The organism is Desulfosporosinus fructosivorans, from assembly GCF_004766045.1.
Taxonomy (GTDB): Bacteria; Bacillota; Desulfitobacteriia; order Desulfitobacteriales; family Desulfitobacteriaceae; genus Desulfosporosinus; species Desulfosporosinus fructosivorans.
This window is the reverse complement of the sequence record NZ_SPQQ01000001.1, coordinates 330,529-350,228: the sequence shown is the minus strand read 5'-3', so window position 1 is coordinate 350,228 and position 19,700 is coordinate 330,529. Positions and strand designations below refer to the sequence as shown.

The 19,700-nt window shown below is 46.5% G+C and carries 17 protein-coding genes and 1 riboswitch; all 17 genes read right to left on the bottom strand.

Going from position 1 to position 19,700, the window contains the following annotated elements; all coding sequences use genetic code 11:
- Positions 1-40 precede the first annotated feature (40 nt).
- Positions 41-2,647, bottom strand: coding sequence for a cell wall-binding repeat-containing protein (locus tag E4K67_RS01635; RefSeq protein WP_135544662.1), 2,607 nt, complete (start codon positions 2,645-2,647; stop codon positions 41-43).
- 677 nt (positions 2,648-3,324) lie between these two features.
- Positions 3,325-3,413, bottom strand: a riboswitch (cyclic di-GMP riboswitch).
- A 48-nt stretch (positions 3,414-3,461) separates the two neighbouring features.
- A complete protein-coding gene (locus E4K67_RS01630; RefSeq protein WP_135544661.1) occupies positions 3,462-4,715 on the bottom strand; it encodes an Rne/Rng family ribonuclease in 1,254 nt (417 codons plus the stop codon).
- 296 nt (positions 4,716-5,011) lie between these two features.
- A complete protein-coding gene (locus tag E4K67_RS31000) occupies positions 5,012-5,137 on the bottom strand; it encodes a hypothetical protein (RefSeq protein ID WP_274594821.1) in 126 nt (41 codons plus the stop codon).
- Between the two features lie 116 nt (positions 5,138-5,253).
- The gene (locus tag E4K67_RS01625; RefSeq protein ID WP_420841511.1) at positions 5,254-5,970 is read right to left on the bottom strand and encodes a TIGR03936 family radical SAM-associated protein; all 717 of its coding nucleotides are present in this window, start codon (positions 5,968-5,970) and stop codon (positions 5,254-5,256) included.
- A gap of 5 nt (positions 5,971-5,975) precedes the next feature.
- The gene (locus E4K67_RS01620) at positions 5,976-7,832 is read right to left on the bottom strand and encodes a TIGR03960 family B12-binding radical SAM protein (RefSeq protein WP_135544659.1); all 1,857 of its coding nucleotides are present in this window, start codon (positions 7,830-7,832) and stop codon (positions 5,976-5,978) included.
- A 66-nt stretch (positions 7,833-7,898) separates the two neighbouring features.
- On the bottom strand, positions 7,899-8,774 hold the full coding sequence (locus E4K67_RS01615) for a M50 family metallopeptidase (protein WP_135544658.1): 876 nt from the start codon (positions 8,772-8,774) through the stop codon (positions 7,899-7,901).
- A gap of 221 nt (positions 8,775-8,995) precedes the next feature.
- Entirely contained in the window at positions 8,996-9,793 is a 798-nt protein-coding gene (locus E4K67_RS01610; protein ID WP_135544657.1) for a murein hydrolase activator EnvC family protein, read from the bottom strand.
- A gap of 281 nt (positions 9,794-10,074) precedes the next feature.
- Positions 10,075-11,235, bottom strand: a complete 1,161-nt coding sequence (gene rodA / locus E4K67_RS01605; protein WP_135544656.1) for a rod shape-determining protein RodA — start codon at positions 11,233-11,235, stop codon at positions 10,075-10,077.
- A 268-nt stretch (positions 11,236-11,503) separates the two neighbouring features.
- Positions 11,504-11,782, bottom strand: coding sequence for a cell division topological specificity factor MinE (gene minE / locus E4K67_RS01600; protein ID WP_135544655.1), 279 nt, complete (start codon positions 11,780-11,782; stop codon positions 11,504-11,506).
- Positions 11,783-11,811: 29 nt separating this feature from the next.
- The gene (minD, locus tag E4K67_RS01595; protein ID WP_135544654.1) at positions 11,812-12,606 is read right to left on the bottom strand and encodes a septum site-determining protein MinD; all 795 of its coding nucleotides are present in this window, start codon (positions 12,604-12,606) and stop codon (positions 11,812-11,814) included.
- Positions 12,607-12,640: 34 nt separating this feature from the next.
- On the bottom strand, positions 12,641-13,324 hold the full coding sequence (gene minC / locus E4K67_RS01590; protein WP_135544653.1) for a septum site-determining protein MinC: 684 nt from the start codon (positions 13,322-13,324) through the stop codon (positions 12,641-12,643).
- A gap of 122 nt (positions 13,325-13,446) precedes the next feature.
- Positions 13,447-15,573, bottom strand: coding sequence for a penicillin-binding protein 2 (gene mrdA, locus E4K67_RS01585; protein ID WP_135544652.1), 2,127 nt, complete (start codon positions 15,571-15,573; stop codon positions 13,447-13,449).
- Positions 15,574-15,952: 379 nt separating this feature from the next.
- Positions 15,953-16,459 (bottom strand): rod shape-determining protein MreD, encoded by a 507-nt coding sequence (gene mreD / locus E4K67_RS01575; RefSeq protein ID WP_135544650.1) that lies wholly within the window; start codon positions 16,457-16,459, stop codon positions 15,953-15,955.
- The gene (mreC, locus tag E4K67_RS01570; RefSeq protein WP_135544649.1) at positions 16,459-17,325 is read right to left on the bottom strand and encodes a rod shape-determining protein MreC; all 867 of its coding nucleotides are present in this window, start codon (positions 17,323-17,325) and stop codon (positions 16,459-16,461) included. The genes mreD and mreC overlap by 1 nt, the downstream gene beginning before the upstream one ends.
- A 21-nt stretch (positions 17,326-17,346) precedes the next feature.
- Positions 17,347-18,366, bottom strand: a complete 1,020-nt coding sequence (locus E4K67_RS01565) for a rod shape-determining protein (RefSeq protein ID WP_135544648.1) — start codon at positions 18,364-18,366, stop codon at positions 17,347-17,349.
- Between the two features lie 42 nt (positions 18,367-18,408).
- The gene (gene radC, locus E4K67_RS01560) at positions 18,409-19,092 is read right to left on the bottom strand and encodes a RadC family protein (RefSeq protein ID WP_135545143.1); all 684 of its coding nucleotides are present in this window, start codon (positions 19,090-19,092) and stop codon (positions 18,409-18,411) included.
- On the bottom strand, positions 19,043-19,699 hold the full coding sequence (locus E4K67_RS01555; protein ID WP_135544647.1) for a Maf family protein: 657 nt from the start codon (positions 19,697-19,699) through the stop codon (positions 19,043-19,045). Before E4K67_RS01555 ends, radC begins: the two co-directional genes overlap by 50 nt.
- Position 19,700 lies beyond the last annotated feature (1 nt).

Genomic DNA, 19,700 nt, shown 5'->3' with positions numbered 1-19,700 from the left:
GTTTTGCATCTTCATAGGTCAGACTAGACAGTCCAGCATTTTATGCCTTAAATTTTATCGTCCAAATTGTGCCACTATTATCCTTGAAATAAATTTCTTCATCTATGAGTTGACCAATTTTTGCGTCTCCCCAAGTAGTAACGCCACAAAGCGTTGCGATTGCAGCTTTAATATCCCCACTTTCGCTAAGTGGACTATACCAATCATTTTTGTTCGTACTCACGGAGGATGGCAGGACGTTACCCGAAGAGGTCAGCAGATTTTTGAGTCCCATAGTACTTAGAGAACTATCTGCTTTACCAGATATTATATCAGCGGTGATTACGTGACCACTGACAGTCAATGTAGCCCACTCATTTTCTGGAGTAGTAATAGAATCTGTTAAGTTTAATCTCAGACTAATTGAGCTTGACGTGTATCCAGATTTAGTGAGTGTGCCATTAAACGTCACATACGAGCCAAATAAGTCTCGCAGAGAACTTAAACTAACATTTCCACCACTGATCGCACTCCCAAGAAGGTCAGACATAGTTATCGAACTACTAGTACCTAAATCAAATGATTTATTAAAGCTTATTTTACCCATCAAAGGGGATGAAAAACTTGTTAGTTCTAGGGTACCATCTGCCGGACTGGCTGTAATATCAATAGCCGTAATCAATTGGCTATTAGGGAGTTGGGTAAGCCCAGCCGTGCCACTCGTTCCATTTACCGTGACAGTTGATATTACATTGGAAGCACCATTTTTAATAGTAAAGTCAACGATTTTAGTAGATGATGTTGTTCCACCAGAGCTTCCACCAGAACTTCCTCCCGAGCTTCCTCCCGAAGATGGCGGAGCACTTGGGATTGAAGTTGTTGGCAGGTTATTAACATTTCCGCCACCGCTGACAAGGGTACCCGTTGATCCCGCATCTAAGCTAGCAATACTCGAAGTACTTGGAATCGTAATCTCGACGAGTGCAGTAACCTTCATGGATTGAATGTCTGTATCCTCTGCCAGGACCACTTCACCCGTTGAATTAACTTCAACGGACGCAAATTGTCCATCTAAAGTGACTACCTGCCCAGGATTTTCCGTGTCAATCACAACGGATGGAATGACTGCGCCTGCTGCTGCTTTCAAAGTAACCGCACCTGTGACAACAACCGGCTCGGTAAAGGTCCCCCGCAACTCAACAACTGGGTTCTGGCCAGGCGTGCTGGTGATGAATACTTCACCCAGAGAACCGCCATTAGCGTCTAGGATGGTGAAAGAGCGAACCACTGTGTCCCCAATTGTCGTGGTTCCGTTAGCCACAACATGAACGTTGCTGCTGCTGTCCACTGTGAGAACTCCCGCTGTTGTGTTTTGCAGGATAATACTCTTGGAGGCTCCAGAGAGAATTACAATGTTAGTGGCAGTTACGCCGTCTAGCGTTGCTGAGCCAGCGTCACCGGGATCCACAAAGACCGTTCCTTTGACGGTTAGATTGCTTAGCGTGATTTTATCTCCCTTGACATAAACGCTGTAATCCGTTTTTGCATTTTTCAAGGTTACGTTATCTCCCGTGATCTTGACGTTATCCGTCAGGACAAGCGGAGCCGCAGGATCTGTTGAACCTACAGTAGCATCGTCCGTAGAATATGCAACCTCAGAGGTGAGGGCATTCATCCCGGCTGTAGGAACAACCACTTCGCCACCAATAGCAACCATGTCATCGGTTGACATATTCAACTTCACAAATTCCTTGGTGGAGCTGTCTAATTGTTGATGAACAAGCACAACGGGAGATCCACTTGCTGCTGCAAGAGGTACTACGGCTAAAGCGTCGACCAAGGTTTCCCCGTTGGCAACATACACTTTGTCATTTTTATATTCTTTGGCAAAACCCTTCAGGATTTCGACGTTCGTGTCATACTTTGTTTGTCCAAAATATCTCTTTACATTTCCTGTCAATTGTCCTTTGACTGCATCTGAAACTACAGCCGTTCCACCGACAACATAGGAATCCGTGACCTTTGCCTTGATACTGTCAAGATAAGTCTTAACCGAGTCAGGAAGCTGACCCTGGGAAGTGGTCAAGATAGGCATTCCCTGAGCAGCAGCAATCGGCCCAATGGACAGAGCATCTGCTGGGCTTAACCAACCAGCCGCAAGGACGACTCGGGAAATATCGACGCCCTGATTGGCCATTTCTTTGGCGATGTTGACCGAGGTCTCGTATTGGTCATACCCGCCGAGTTGAACTGGGGTAATACCCATAGCGCTGATTTCATCAAGAACGGATTGTTTAATGACCGCTGTGCCACTTGTAATATAAACCTTTTTAGGTTTTAGACGAAGTAATTCCGCTTTAGCCGAAGCATTTAACATTGTTCCATTATCCGTTAAGAGAATAGGGGCTTTTAGCTTAGCCGCTAGAGGGCCGGCTGCAAGGGCGTCTACAAGGGCGTAGTTCTGTCCGGCTGAGAGCACGACACTATCACTGGTTCCCGTCCAGCCATTTTGGGCCATTAAGGTTGCTGTTGCGTACTGGTCAAATCCACCAATTCTGGTCACATTAGAGTCTGCAGCGTTCGCTAGGACAGGGGTAAGGGTTGATGACAATACAAAGGCTGCTGCCATACAACCGTTGATCAGCTTTTGTTTTGTTTTTTTACTCATGATTTAGCCTCCTCGTTCTGTATTCGCCCTCTAGGCGAAGGGGATGGGATGGGAAATAAGACCAGTTATCTATATGTTCTGACGTAGCCCCCTTAGTAGATATAACTTTCTACTACTTCGCCAGCTTAAATTTTTTTCCTGCAAGAATTTATTTAAATTGTAAATATTTTCTACTTAATTTCAACAATTTTCGACCGCCTAAATTGGCCCCTACAAGCCTCATTAGTGGACTTTTATCCCCTATTAATTATCAAGACTGACGCACCAAAAAGGCTTGAAACCCGATGTGTTTCCACTGGGGTTCCAAGCCTTTTTATCTCTCTATATCTTTCTTTATCTCTCTTTTGCTTCAGTTATTTCATATTTATCAGATATACAACCCCAACAGTAACCACGGCTAAGAGTATTGTCGCTAGAATAATATAATAGTTCTGTTTCTTGTGATTTAGCTTATGCCATGGTAAGGCCATTAAGCGCCTGCCCCCTTCTTTTGAGTGAGTTATTGTATAATAATATTACAATATGCGACATTAAACAACAGTTTTACTTTTACATTTTTTCTTGTGCACTTCGGAGTCCTCGTTTAGCCTAACTATGAAGACGTCGATGTCCAAAAAAAATGAAAATAACCCTGTTATGGTGTTGCCAAAACAGGGACTACGTACCTTACCCTTATTTACAGCAACCCGACTATCTTGGCCCCCGCTGAGGCTGTAGACTCGTGGCTTTGCGTCCTCAGCTTTCGCCGAGTTTGCCTTTATCATTTTTATCACTTTTATCATTGTACTATAATGTTAATATATAGGCAAGAGGTTTAAACCCTCCCGCTCCCATCACAAGTAGGACAGGGAGCTGTATACCGCACCGCCAAAGTCTGACCCACTTTTTTCCGGGTCATTTCCACAAGCCCCAGTTGAGTTAACCCTAGAACCTGGGACTTTGTCTTATCCTTCGCACAGGCCGCCTCCAACACTTCAATCACTTGTTGTTGATCTTCCTTCGAGGTCATATCTATAAAGTCGATAATGATAATCCCCCCAAGGTTCCTAAGGCGCAATTGGCGGGCAATCTCACCGGCAGCTTCCAAATTCGTATGGACCACCGTCTCCTCAAGGGAACGTTGACCTACATATTTCCCGGTATTTACATCAATTACGATCAGTGCTTCTGTTTGTTGAATCACCAGATAGCCACCGCTCTTTAACCAGACTTTGGGGCGCAGGGTTTTGCGGATTTCGTCATCCACACCATACTGGCCAAAGAGGTTATCCGACGTGACAACGTGAATATGTTTAGCCGCTGGATGTTCAATATTATGCAAGGCTTTACGCAATATTTGAGCAGTTTCTTCCTGATCAACCGTGATTTTTTCCACGTCATGATCAATCCAGTCGCGGACAAGTCGAGCAACTAAATCCACATCCTTATGAACAAGACCAGGTACAGAAACATGCGGAATTTTCGGTTGTAAGGCTAGCCATATCGCCACAAGCTGAGAAATATCGTCTGCAATCTCTTCCCCGTCAATCCCTTCAGCGAGGGTTCGGATAATGACACCCATGCCCTCAGGCTTGGACTGATCCGCCAGGTCTCGCAAACGCACCCGTTCATCATTGTCCGTAATCTTTCGGGAAACGCCGATATAACTCACCTGAGGAAGAAGCACAACATACCGACCAGGTAAGGTTAAGTTAACGCTAATGCGCGCCCCCTTCGTACCGACCGGTTCTTTAATAATCTGAACTAAGAGTTCTTGACGAGAGGTAAGGACGTGCTCAATTCGAACAGATTCAACTGAAGTAGGCTTGTCATCCTCATCAAAATGTGACAGGACTGCATCGCCGACATAAAGAAACGCGTTCTTATCCAGCCCGATATCGACAAACGCAGCCTGCATACCCGGAAGAACATTCTCAACTCGCCCTCGGTAGATATTTCCCACCAAATTAGACGAGCCACCCTCTTCCTCGAACACTTCCGTCAAATCGCCATGTTCAAAAACAGCTGCACGGAGCTTTTGAGAGTGAGATTGAAGGACGATTTCCTTGCCTGGGCTATCATGTTTCATTTGCGTTAATACACCTCCCCTGCCATAGCGTAACCATAATCAGCTTAAATAAGTAAAAACTAAGCAAGAACCTAAGCAAACTCGTCCTGTTAAAACGCTCACCTAAACCCAAGCCCAGCATCGATTCAGAGATGCCGCATGCTCAGAAAGCATGTCCACGTCGTTCCCGCTCCGCTCCGTTCGTTCTGTTCATTCTGTTCGTTCCCAGCCCAGCGGCGCAGCTCAACTCCAAAGCTGAGAGGCGAGATTTGCTACCTTCATTCATGAGAGAGGGGCGCGATCACACGGCGTGAAACCTATGCGGTCGTCTTGCCAAACTCGGCTTTAAATCCGCTTTCTTCAGCAGGACGGGAAACAGGGATGTTTCCCGCCGGCCCTGCGACAGGGACGTCGCATAGGCCGGGAATCCTGCCTACTTGCATAAAGGATTTAAAGCCCTAGTTTGGCAGACGAACGCATGGTTGAACAAGTGTGCTCGCGACCCTCTCACCCCAGAAACGGTAAATCGAGCCTCGAGCCTAGAGTTCACCAAGCCGCCCTACTCAGCTAGCTGCACAAACCCATCATGCTCCAAAGGCGAGCTATTTTGCCCCAAGTAACTCACATGCACACCCGTCCGTTTAATATGAATTTCCTCCATATCAAGCGGTAAATTTTCAAGTTCCCTGAGACTAGCGAGCACTTCCTCCGGGCGAACACTTCCGGAATTACCCATCTCTACTTCCAGCTCGAAGACAATTTCGTCCCCATGGATTTCTCCCTCTAAACGCTTGACCCACGGCCGGATATCCTTGTCCGTAGGCCCTTTTTTCGTATAGCGTGAATAAACCACCTGCTCCCGGGCAAGCCAATCCCCGACTGCCTCTTGCAAACGTTCCGGCAGAATCGGCAAAGCCATCAGAATGCGAATCCTATAGCTAGCCGCATTAAGGACCGCCATCAAGGGTTTAGCTCCCTGGGTGAGAGCACGCCCTTGCAACAGTCGGATTCCAGGAGGCAATTGCTCCTGAATGCGCCCGAGTACCTCTCCCAGATCCAGGTCGCGTTGAATATCAATATCTACGTACTCTCGTTCCCCTTCAGTCCCCACCGCTAAGGCGAAGCCGAAGGAGATTTTGGGACGCTGATTAAAACCTTCCGTATAGGACATGGCGATACCAGCCCGTCGGACCGCACGTTCAAATACACGCGTAAGGTCAAGGTGTGCGATATACCTCGCATCTTCAACTTTAGTATAGGCGATTCTTAGCCGCATGCCACTCACCCTTTCAAGATAATCTGAACCCCTCTAGCCTGACATATTCCACATCCTGAACACTCGTCATGTCGGCAATCGGTTGTTTTAGCTTCATGCAATGCTCGGTGATGTTCACTTACCAAGTACTGTTTTGTGACGCCACTCCCTAAATGCTCCCATGGTAAGATGTCATCATAATCCATCACTCGATTGGCGTAAAAATGTGGGTCGACGCCAAACTCTTTAAAAGCATCCATCCATATATCTTCGCGAAATTGGTCTCCCCAGCCATCAAAACGTGCTCCGTGTTTCACTGCCCATTCGAGAAGGGGAGCAAGTCGCCGGTCACCTTTAGCAAAGACCGCCTCCAGATAACTCGTCTTCACATCATGGTAATTATATTTAAATCTGCGATCTCTTAGCTTTTCTCTAAGATATCTTTGCTTAAGATCCACTGAAGCTTTTGATTCCTGCGGTTCCCATTGAAATGGTGTATGGGGTTTAGGAACAAAGAAACTTGTAGAAATCGTCACCGTAATATTTCTGCGCCCCATCTTGGTTCCGAGATTGGCGACTTTTTTGGCCAGATCAACAATGCCGTCGATGTCTTCCTGGGTCTCGGTCGGTAATCCAACCATAAAGTAGAGCTTAATGGTGGACCAGCCTTTTTTAAAGGCAGTCTCTACAGCGTCTAAGAGATTTTCCTCGGTAACCCCTTTGTTAATGACGTCACGCAAACGCTGGGAACCCGCCTCCGGTGCAAAGGTTAAGCCAGATTTACGAGTCTTCTGTACCGACTCCGCTAAATTGACATCGAAGGAGTCCACTCGTAGGGAAGGAAGAGATACCCCAACTCCGTCATCTCCATGCTTCTCTAGGATGCTCTCAATGACAGGCTGGATACACGAATAATCTCCACTCGAAAGCGAGGTGAGCGCAACCTCATCATACCCGGTAGAACGCACTAGCTCCTCCATTTGTCTAAGAAGGGTTTCCTGAGAACGTTCTCGGACTGGACGATAAATCATACCAGCTTGGCAAAAACGACACCCCCGTGAGCAACCGCGCATGACTTCAAGCATCATCCGATCATGCACAATTTCCAAGTAAGGTACAACCGGATTGGTCGGGAAAAAAGCCTGATCCAGGTCAGCAACGATGGCTTTTTCAACGACCGCTGGCACGCCTTCTTCAGCCCGAATACTCTCAATTCGACCGTCGTCCTTATAGGATACATGGTAGAAATCCGGAACATAAACCCCTTGAACTTGGGCCACTCTCACCAAAAAGTCTCTTCTAGGAAGAGGGTTGGTCTTCTGCTCGGCAATGAGGCGAAGCACTTCAGGCAGCTGTTCCTCGCTTTCTCCGAGGAGAAAGAAGTCGATGAACCCTACGAGGGGTTCTGGGTTAAAGGCACAAGGACCTCCTGCAATAATCCAAGGGTCATCGATCCCGCGTTCCTCGGAGCGCATCGGAATCCCCGCCAAATCAAGCATATTTAGGATATTGGTAAAACTCATTTCGTATTGAAGGGTAAATCCGACGACATCAAATTCTTGGAGTGGTTGAAACGATTCCAGGGCATACAGGGGAATTTCTTTCTCCCGCATTGTTTCTTCCATATCCACCCAAGGCGCAAAAACTCTTTCACAGAGAAATTCCGGGTAGGAGTTAACCAAGTGGTAGAGAATCCGAGTTCCTAAATGGGACATCCCAACTTCGTAAACATCTGGGAAGGCGAAGGCCATATGGACCTCAGTTTTATCCCAATCTTTTTTAATCGCGTTCCATTCTGATCCTAAGTACCTGCTTGGTTTCAAGACTTTAGGTAAAAACCGTTCGACCTGTCGGCGTATCTCTGCCGCGGTAAATTTACTCATGGTATGAATGAGGCCCCCTTGTACTACATTGTGGACCTCAATTATATCATAAATAACAGAATATCCCTAAAGTTTCCCCACTGGAAAACGAATCCCTTCTCTCAACATCCCTTCTACCACATCCGTTTCGGTTAAAATCTTATCCAGCCCCATCTCATTGTTTGCCAAAGAGATCATAGCGTAGCGATCGGGAGTAAACTCCTCAACAATTCGCACCAGCGGAGTATCTTTATGAACAGTCACCCAAAGACTTCGCATTAGCCCCTTTTTCAGCAAGTCCTCCTTCTTACGGGTTAGTTGCCGAATAAAGATAATATGCGCCGAGGAGATTTCTTTGTTGCCAGCCAGCCAAAAGAATCCCCCTAAGACGATGAAGGTCAGAGGACCTTCGGCAAATTTTCCCGTACCCCATAAAATTATCCCGTATAGGGCTAGGAGCAAGCCCAGCCATTTCCCTGCCCAGGCCAGAAATTTCGTGGTCCGGACGAAGCCGAAGTTTTCTGCAAAGAGTGCCCGAGCTACCCGACCGCCATCAAGTGGCAAAACGGGAACCAGATTAAAGGTGGCCAGCCAAAAGTTAAACCGCACAAAATCCTCCGCGAGTTCCCCGGTCCACACCCCCTGCCACCTTAACACTTGGGCTCCAAATAAGAGGAGCAGATTTAAGGCGGGACCCGCTAAAGCCATGATGCTCTCCTCAAATTTCCGCCCTTCAAAGAGGTCATCACAGTAAGCCGCTCCTCCAAAAGGAAACAACTCTAGTCCCACCACTCGAAATCCATACGCCTTGGCCGTCAATAAATGCGCCAATTCATGGCAAAATACTAGACCAAAGACTAGAAGAGCCTGGGCTACTAAACCCAGGACTCCATATATAACCAAGACCACGAGAAATGTGGGATGGATTCGGAGGCTCACTCCGTAAATTTTTAAGAGTTCCATCTTTTCCTCCTCATCGTGTAGGTTTTACAGCAGGTTACAGCAGGTTGTGTAGTGATTCATTTAATCCCGGCCCTTTTCTGTTCTCATGGATACGTGTTGTAAGTTTGACATATCTTCGATATATCGAAGATTTTGTGCTTTGGTGATATCTGTCTTCCACTTTGTACGGGCTTCTTTATGACAAATACATGAATCACCCCTACGTGTTCTTTAGGATAATCCTAGGATTTTGGCGGGATAAGATAAGGTAAAGGATTGACAGGCACGTTATTTTTCCTCAGTTCAAAGTGCAACCAAGGCTTCTTTAAAGGAGCAGAAAGACCTACCGTCGCAAGGACCTCGCCTTTCTCAATTCGCTGACCTTTGACAACTGAAATATCTCCAAGATTGCCAAGCACTGAGGTCCAGCCATCCCCAAAATCTAACTTTACAATCCTTCCTAGTTGAGCATCTTCTCCCACGGAGGTGACCACCCCTGTTGCGGGCGAAACCACCGGGGTTCCCAAAGCATTTTGAAGTGGCTCCACATCAATCCCGTTATGAACTGAACCCACAGCGTTGCTCCCGCCTTCTCCCTTAGCTCCATATTCAGCGACCACTTTCCCTGAAATAGGGGGCAAAAACTGACCTTTCATCTTCGCATCGACTGGAACGTTCTTACTAACAACTCCTCCTATGGACAAAGCTTCTTTAGCCATGCCATTTAAGGATTCGTAATAATTAGCTGAGTTCATGGCGCTCTGGTAAATTGAATGAATGGCACCTGAAAATGGATCTGTACTGTTGGCACTAAAGAAAATTAACAAAAATAGCGTCGCAGAAACGATCGTGCGCTTCTGAGTACCGTTCCAATGTTTTAAGTAGTTATCCCATCCTCCTTTTACCGGACGTCGAGGTCTTTGAGAACGTCCGGGTTGCTGATTAAGGCGTGGTGCAGATTTGCCCCGCCCTGCTTCTTTCCCCACTTCATGGATTGCCCGTTCCCATTCCCAGTCATCCCAGCGTTCATAAGGATTCATTTCTCTGCCTCACTTTCGATGCATGATATTCGTAGTTCGTGGTTCGATCTGTGAATTCGATTCTGCGAATCGAAGAAAGAAATTATACGTTAAGGCTTTAAATCTCGCGAACCTGTTCGCTTCGATTTAAACCTCTATCCACGAACATCGAACCACGCTTAGGCTCGTACACCCCTTAATAATCTATGAAAGGGCAAAAAAAATAGAACCGCGATTTGCGGTTCTATTTTGATGTTCGTATTTCATTGTTCGTTTTTCATTGTTCGTTTTTCAGCTCATAGCTAAAACATTAGTCGGCGACGTCTCAGATTAACACTTAACAATAATCCCACGGAAGCCATATTGGACAACATGGCGCTTCCACCTGCGCTGATAAGCGGGAGCGGAATTCCAGTAACTGGCATTATCCCGGAGGTCATGCCGACATTAACTAAAATGTGAAAGGTATACATTGAGACTATACCTGCAGAGATCAACATGCCGTAAGTATCTCGCGCTTTTAAAGCGATACTAAGACTGCGTAGTAGGAAGATCAGGAATAGGAAGAGTAAGGTGACCGTCCCGATAAAACCAAATTCTTCTCCAACTACGGAAAAAATAAAGTCCGTGTGATGCTCCGGCAGGAAGTTCAATTGGCCTTGTGTTCCCATTTGGTATCCTTTTCCCCATAACCCTCCAGACCCGATAGCCCAAATCGATTGAATAATATGGTACCCGTCTCCAGACATATCCGCCGCTGGATCCATGAATATAGTTAAGCGCCTTAACTGATATTCGTGCATAGGAAGAGGAAGCCCTTCAGCCCAGTGTAGCCATCCCGGTAGATTCGTCGAGAAGTGGAGCCAGAGCGCTACCCCAACAATGACAGCTCCGCCCAGTAACAGCCCTCCGAATTTCCAAGGGTTTGCGCCCGCAACAAACATCATCCCGATAAATATCGCTACAAAAACCAAGGTAGTTCCTAGGTCAGGTTGCTTTAAGATGAGAAGCATGGGTACGAGTATGAACAAAAACGGCAGGATAAAATCCTTATAATTGTTTAGCTTTCCTTTGCGCTCAGCTAGAAAATCCGCGAGGGTAACAATAATGAAGATTTTAGCAAATTCTGAGGGTTGAATATTAAAACCAAATGGGGTAGCTATCCAACGAGTCGCCCCTTTGGCATCAGCTCCAAAAAAGAACACGATCAAGAGTAACAGTATATTAAAGCCATAAATCCACCAGCGATAGGTTCTCCATTTTTCATAATCGATCACGGCAAGAACTGCTGCAGCACCTATACCGATCATAATCCAAGCAGCTTGCATTTTGACATAGTGCCACGGGTCTGATTTAAGAACATTAGTAGAAGCCGTACTCAATATTACGAGACTGGCCATTAGTAACAAACACGTAATAAAGATAAATAAAAAATCCAGATTTCTCAGCGTGCGTCTATCCATGTTAATTCCCCTTTGGTCGAATAATTAAGCCAAATACTTGCTCATTATAACACATCTCGAACACAGCCCAAAACAAGAAAACAAGGACGACCGAAGGATGAATCGGAAAAAGGACCGGCGACAGGGGGACGGTTCCCCTGTCTAAATATAATTTAGACAAAAAGACAGGGGGACGGTTCTTCTGTCTAAATAAATTTAGACAGAAGAACCGTCCCCTTGTCTCGCACTTGTTGTCTTGCATTTGCCGCTGGCGCTACGTTTCTCTAGCTTATTGCTTGGCAGCGTAGTCCCGCTTCATCTTAACGACGGGAATGTTAGCAACTAATGCCACTTCGCGGTCATCTTGACATAGATTGAATTCGAGTGCCGTTTCATCGATTTCCATGTAATTAGAAATAACTTTGATTAAATCTTCTCTTAATCTGTTGAGCATGGCAGGCGAAATGCTGGTACGGTCATGAACCAGAACGAGCCGAAGGCGTTCTTTCGCCACCGACTTGCTCGAGGCACTTTCCTTGCCAAGCATTCGGCTGATAAATTCTAACAAGGACGATTCCTCCTCTCAGTACCGAACGGTTAGCGTAAACCAACGAGTCTCTTCAATCTATCCATAATTCCTTGGGGCACATCAAGGGACATCAGTGGTACTTCTTCCCCTTGAATTCGTCTTGTGATCCGTCGGTAGGCCTCGCCGGCTTTAGATGTTTGATCCATAACTGCAGGTTCTCCACGATTTGTAGAAATAACAATACTCTCATCTTCTGGAACAACTCCGATAAGATCGACCGCTAAAATATCTAGGATATCTGAGATATCCATCATATCTCCACGTTTAACCATTTCAGGACGGATCCGATTGATGATTAATTTCGGATTTCTCAGCTCAGCTGCTTCCAAAAGGCCAATGATACGGTCGGCGTCTCGCACCGCACTGACTTCAGGCGTGCAAACAACAACCGCCCGGTCCGCACCGGCAATCGCATTGCGGAAACCCTGTTCGATTCCTGCCGGACAATCTATGATTGCATAATCAAATTCTTCTTTTAACTCCATGGCTAAGGTCCTCATCTGCTCAGGGTTAACGGCCGTTTTATCTTTAGTTTGTGCAGCTGGCAGCAAAAAAAGATTTGTAAAACGTTTATCTTTAATTAGTGCTTGTTTTAGGCGGCAATTCCCACTGGTCACATCTACTAAATCGTAAACAATGCGGTTTTCCAGTCCCATTACCACATCGAGGTTACGCAAACCTATATCCGTATCAACCAGGACGACTTTATGCCCTGCGGCAGCCAGTCCTGTGCCAATATTTGCAGATGTTGTTGTCTTGCCTACGCCCCCTTTTCCGGAAGTTACTACAATTACCTCACCCATATTTAGACCTACCTTTCCACATAGACTTATTCTCCTATCGAGCCTTGCCGCGCCAACCATTCATACCAGCCGCTTCGACTATCAATTGATCATCTTTAATTTTGGCAATTTCTGGACCCCGCCCACTGTCTTCCTCATCAGGTGCCCTCGTCACCAAGTCCGCAATACGCAATTGGGTAGGGGCCAAATGGTACGCGCTTACTGTGGCATTTCGTTCACCCGTCGCTCCTGCGTGGGCAACCCCCCGAAGGGAACCCAATACGGCAATGTTACCTGTTGCAATAATTTCCGCCCCAGGGTTAACGTCACCCAGAACAACCACATGACCATCAAATTGCACGCTTTTCCCAGAACGAAGTGTGCGCTCCACAAAGAGACAGCTTCCTTCTACCATCCCTTCTTCCCAGAGACGCGTTTCTTTGTCCTCCGTTGCATAGGCTTGAGTCTTACCTGGTACGCCCACTTCTTCTGAGGTCAACCATCCCACGAGTTCCAACCGTTGTTCTCTCAGGGCTGTCCCCAACCTAGCGTGTTCGTCTTCAGTATATTCCTTTGTCCCAGCATAGCATCGTACACTTGCACCTTGCAGGAATTGAACAGAATTCTTCAATAGCTTAGCGAGTTCAGTCATTAGCACCCCAAAGTCTGCAGCTGGATCTAGGTACAATACCAATCCATCACGAGTGCCTTTGAGTGCTACATGTTCAGTCCGTGTCAACCTGCACAATCCCCCATCACTAGTCTTTAATTGAATGCTATCTATGAATTCTACAAGCCTGTCCCAATTCCCTTTTTACAATTGAAAAGTATTGAGAAAAAACGAGGAAAATTCCTCGTTTTTTAGCTTCCATTCGCGGTCTTCCACCCAAAATACTGCATAAAAGCGGCTTTGGCGACGTAACCTGCTGTATCTCCACCGTGCTTTCCGGATTCAACGACTCCAGCAAAGGCAATTTGAGGATTATCATATGGAGCAAATGCTACAAACATCCCATTGAATACCTCACCTAATTCCGTATTGACATTACCAATTTGGGCAGTTCCGGTCTTAGCCCCGCCTGTGAATTCCGATAGATCTGAGAAGATAAATTTAGCAGTCCCTTCTTCCGTTCCACTTCCTGTGACTACGGCACGCATTCCCTGCTTTGTATGACCTAGGATCTCTGGAGAAACCGATACCGTGTTTAGAACCTTGGGTTCATTTTGCAAAACTGTTTCCCCAGTATTTGGATCAAGCAGTTTGTCGACAACATAGGGGCTAAAGCGTTTTCCACCATTTACCATAGTAGATATATAATTGGCTAATTGCAATGGACTATAGGAGTTATCCCCTTGCCCAATGGAATTATTATAACTATCATAGACCTTCCAGTCGACAAACTCACTGACGTTTTGCTTGTATTCAGCATTAACCTTATTAATCTCTGCGTCTTTCGCAGCTTGCACCTTCTGCTTTGCTTTGGCGTCCGCGGCATCGGCCAGTTTGGGAGCGTAATCACTCTCAATCGTTGCCAACTTATTATCGCGTGATTTCTCGTAAGTAGGCCCATAATACGCTTTTTTCCATTCGGCAGAGGGTGCAGTTCCTTTTGATTCGCCGGGCAAATCGATGCCATTTTCGACACCTAAGCCAAATTCATTCGAGATTTGTTTGATAACCTCTGTGTTGGCATCAAAAACCCGGCGTCCCATTACTTCAAAATAAATGTCCGAAGATTTGGCTAGGCCTTTATACATGTTGACTAGGCCGAAATAATTCCCTCCCCACTCAGGAAAACCTTGTTGTTGTGAGGGGCGGTCACCCAGGGAGGACATTCTATCATCAATCTGTTCATATGGCGTTGTGAGGTTGAGTTTTAACGCGGCCATTGCCACCACCATTTTAAAGACCGATCCTGGAGGATACACCCCGCTCAACGCTCGATTAAGAGAAGCCGCCTGTGAGGCACGTTTGGGGTCTTGAGGCCAATACTTATCCACCATGGCATCAGAAATACTGCCCGTCAATTCGTTGGGATCCATTCCAGGCCGAGAAACCATGGCCAGAATCTTGCCAGTATTGACGTCTATCACCACGGCCGCTCCAGCATGAGCAGCAGGATTCGTCTGTTGAATGGTTGCTATTACGTCATCAAGACTATCTTCTACAACTTTTTGCAAGTCAGCATCTATTGTCAGTTGGACTGTCTTTCCTGCTTGCGAGGGAGTGATAATCTTCTTAGAAAGCGGGCGGGCGTTATTGTCTACTTCGATTTGCTGAACTCCCTCGATCCCGCGCAACCAGAAGTCATATGACTTCTCAACCCCATCCTTGCCGACCATATCTCCCTGCGCATACTCAAAACCCGCTTTTTGCGCGTCGGGGTTCTTATTAAACTGGTCGATTTCCGCAGTGTCGCTTATCTCACGTACAAAACCAAGGAGCTGCCCAGCCAGTATTTTTTGGGGGTATTCACGAACTGGTATTGCATCCACACTCACACCCGGGAGTTCCTCCTGATGCTCTGCTATACTGGCTTGAAGTTCTGGAGGAACATTGTCCAGAATTACGACTGGACGATAACGTTCCCACTGATGATTCTGGATGTTGACCAAGATGTCTTCCGTAATTGAATCAATGGATTGATTGGGAATAGGCCAGTAGGGTTCAATGTAACCCGCTAACTTCCTAACCACATCTTTCCAATTACTGCTGTTGGCCAGTTGCAAATCCAACCAGTCTAAGTTGAGTACGAACTCTGGAACACTCGTCACTAAAAGCTTACCATTTCGATCGACGATATCTCCTCGTGTGGGAGGCACCTTCACTAGTTTCATGGCGTTCCCTTGGGCCTTAGCAGCATAGAAAGATCCTTGGCTTATCTGTAAATGCCAAAGGTTAAAGCCCAAGATGGAAAAAATAAGAACCACTACGATGCCTAAACCCACTATACGGGCAATATATGGCTTTCTTTCTCTGTCATCCAATGTGTGCACCTCCCTTCAATATAAGTATACTTTCTTCCTCGTATCTTCCCAACCCGGAGGGTCCGCGATCACACTCCGATGCCTTTGCGGTCGTCGTAGCCAAACTCGGCTTTAAACCCGCTTTCATCGGAAGCGCCTTATCCCCGTGCCTGTTAAGCGAAGAGGGTCGCGAGAATACGGCGAGAAGCCTTTGCGGTCGTCGTAGCCAAACTCGGCTTTTAACCCGCTTTCATCAGCAGGACGGGAAACAGGGACGTTTCCCGCCGGCCCTGCGACAGGGATGTCGCATAGGCCGGGAATCCTGCCCTCTTTTATCAGGGGTTTAAAGCCCTAGTTTGGCACGTCGATGCATGGCTGAACAAGTATCTCGCGACCCTCCCTATCGCTCATATCTCGGTCGATACCTTAGCCATCCACTCAGGAATGACTGATGAATCAATGGATAGGTTATCGGAACTAGGACTGCATTGTAGAATGCTACTCCAATCACCAAGCGCGTGATATAACCCAGAGGCCATTGAAGTCCTGCCCCTAGACTCAAAAAGGCGACCAGAATCTGACCTACTGCGGTAACCATAAATACTACGAACGTCGTTATGAGGAAATTCTCTCGATACCAGCGTTCGGCGAGCCAGTAGCTTAAAAAGGCAACGCCTGCAAGAGTAAGTGTATACATGCCAACATAACGTCCCAAATATAAATCCACTAATAAACCCGCGCCCAGACCCCAAAACATACTGGAGGAGAGGCGGTGGTGCATAGCGATATAGATTGTGAGTAACATTACTAAATCAGGCTTAATCCCCGACCACGACCAATAGTGAAAGAGCGTCCCTGGTAAAATCAGGCTCAGAAGGAACATAACTGCGAGCAATATATAACGCATTATTTTCCCACCGCCATTTTAACAATATAGGCCTCTTCTAAATTGTCAAAGTTAACCAACGGTTCAATAAAAGCAGTTTTAAGCAAGCCTGTAGGATCGAGTTGGATTTCCAGAACTTTCCCGATCGGGATATCCTTGGGGTATACCCCTCCTATCCCTGCCGTCAAGACAAGGTCACCCGCATTGACATTGTCTTCTCTGCGAAAGAGCATTTGCATATTCCCTTCTGGAGTCAAACGAGAGCCACGCTTATAGGTTCCTTCGACAATACCAAAGGTCCCATTGCCAGCACTACTGCGCACCAGGGCACTGACTTGGCCTTCTCCATCAAGAATCAACAAGACTTCCGAGGTGGACGGCGAGACGGAAACGACCTTTCCTATGAGTCCCAAAGCACCGATGACCGGGTCATTAACGGCAACTCCATCCTTGCTTCCACGGTTCAGAGTCAATGTCCGATACCAAGTGGTGGGGTTACGGTTAATAACGCTAGCCCCGACCTTTTCATACTTCTCAAGCGTCGGATTTCGAAACTGCCCCTGTTCAAGCTCCGTAAATCTCATACCTGCCAAAACTTGTTCCTTAAGTTGTAAATTATCCCCTGTTACCTGGTCAATTTTCTTAAGAAGAGCTTCATTCTGAAGTTGAACTTCCCGAAAGTCCCAAATTATCTTCGTATTATTCTTAATTCCGCTTCCCAATTGCAGAATTTGTTTTTCTATCGGACTCAAGACACCCTTCAATACCCCCCCAACGGGGTTTGGGAAAGTACTCCCCAGTCCTGTTAACCGAATTCCAATGAGTACGCTTAACAAAAGAAAGAAAACGAGAACCGCAATTCCCGTTCCATTTAATCTTTTCCCCACCCTAATTCCTCCCCGCTATACTTAGCTCTTTTGCGAGGCGGCTATTCTACGAAGGATGTCTGCATGTTCCAGTACATGCCCCGTCCCAATAGCAACACATGACAATGGGTCCTCCGCTATATGCACCGCAATACTCGTTTCATCCGAGATCAGTCGGTCTAGATTACGTAGCAAAGAGCCCCCACCTGCCATCATGATGCCTCGGTCCATGATGTCTGAGGACAATTCCGGCGGAGTTTTTTCTAAGCACGATTTGACAGCATCCACAATAGCCATGACTGGTTCTTGCAGGGCCTCTTGAATTTCTTCTGAGGTCACTTCAACCGTTTTAGGAAGTCCCGTTAATAAATCTCGGCCGCGTACAACGAACGTACCCGGTTCTGCCATGTACGCATATCCAATTTCTAGTTTGAGAGCTTCAGCCGTACGATAACCTATCATTAAATTATAACGTCTTTTAATATGAGCGACAATAGCATCATCCATTTCATCACCAGCCACACGAATGGATCGGCTTGTCACAATCCCACCCAAGGAAATAACGGCAACTTCCGTTGTCCCTCCCCCGATGTCTACGATCATATTTCCAGTCGGTTCACTGACTGGAAGGCCAGCACCAATGGCTGCTGCCATAGGCTCTTCTAAGATAATCGGGTCTTTTGCGCCTGCTGCCATAGCCGCTTCTTTAACTGCCCGTTCTTCAACCGGAGTAACCCCTGAAGGCACACAAATAACCACGCGTGGACGTATAAATGGATGTTCTGTCCCAAGTGCTCGACTAATAAAATATTTCAGCATCTTTTGCGTAACGTTAAAGTCAGAAATAACCCCATCTTTCAAGGGCCGAATTGCAATGATATTACTGGGAGTACGACCGATCATTTCCTTGGCTTTGTCACCGACGGCCAGAGGGGTCTTAGTCGTTATGTCCATTGATACCACAGAGGGTTCTCTAACTACAATACCTTTTCCTTTAACGTAAACCACTGTATTAGCTGTTCCTAAATCTATCCCTAAATCCTTGCTAAAAAAACTAAACATGTTGTTTAAAAACTCCTTCCAAATTTGGTGTTTCGCTGTGGACTATATGATTCCACGTTCTTTCAAACTTATAAAGCGATTATCTCCGATAATGACGTGATCTAAGACCTCTATTCCCAGAATCTTACCTCCGTCTGCTAGGCGATGTGTTACTTCAATATCTTCCTGGCTGGGAGTTGGATCCCCACTGGGGTGATTGTGTAATAAAATAATGGCGTTTGAGTTCCGCCGTATAGCTTCTTTAAAACACTCCCGGGGATGGACTAAGGATGAATTAAGAGAGCCTATTGAAACTGGGCTGATTCCCAACACATGATTCTTTGTCGATAAAAAGACAACGCGGAAATGTTCACGATCAAGAAAACGCATTTCTTCCATAACCATATGCGCCACATCTTGGGGAGAATTAATCATAGGTCGAGACATAGGATCAACAGAAACAGAACGACGTCCTAATTCCAGCGCAGCCTTCAACTCGGCTGATTTCGCTTTACCTAAGCCATGTATTTGGGATAACTCATGAACAGTCAGCTTGCCTAACCCCGAAAGTCCACCAACACTTACTAAAATGCGTTCCGCAAAGCTCAAGACGTTTTCTCCTTTGATGCCTGTGCGGAGTAAAATTGCTAGAATTTCGCGGTTAGATAAGGCTTCAGGACCTAATTGGTAAAGTCGTTCACGTGGTAGAAGGTCCTCGGGTAGATCCTTTAAACGCAGATAATCCATCATCCACCTCGCGTGAAGCGATATTTGTCTGCTCAATCCCCCACGCCCTAAGATATTCCGAAAGATTTTCCATAGGTAAGCCAATGACATTCGTCAATGATCCCTCGAAAGACTCAACAAACTTCCCTGCTTCCCCCTGAATCCCGTATGCTCCTGCCTTGTCCATCGGTTCTCCACTGGCCACATACGCCTTAATGACATCCACTCCGAGTTGATGAAAACGCACAATTGTTTCTACTACGTCCGAAACGAGTTTTCCTGATCCAGAAATCAATGCCACACCCGTTAAAACGACATGGGTACGACCACTTAAGCTTTGCAGCATTTCCTCTGCCTCCGCCTGTGTTTCAGGTTTCCCTAAAATGCAAGCGTCAAGGACCACCATCGTGTCTGCCCCGATAATAACATCCTGGATATCCCCCCCCTGATCTAACCAATGGGTTAAACCGGCTTGGGCTTTGCGTACAGCTAACTCTCTAACCCCAGTCTCTGGACTCATTCCCTCTGGCAATTCTTCTGAAACAGAAGCTTTGATAGTCTCAAAGGAGTAGCCTCCCTCGCGAAGTAACATAGCCCTCCGTGGAGATGAAGAAGCAAGTACGAGCATA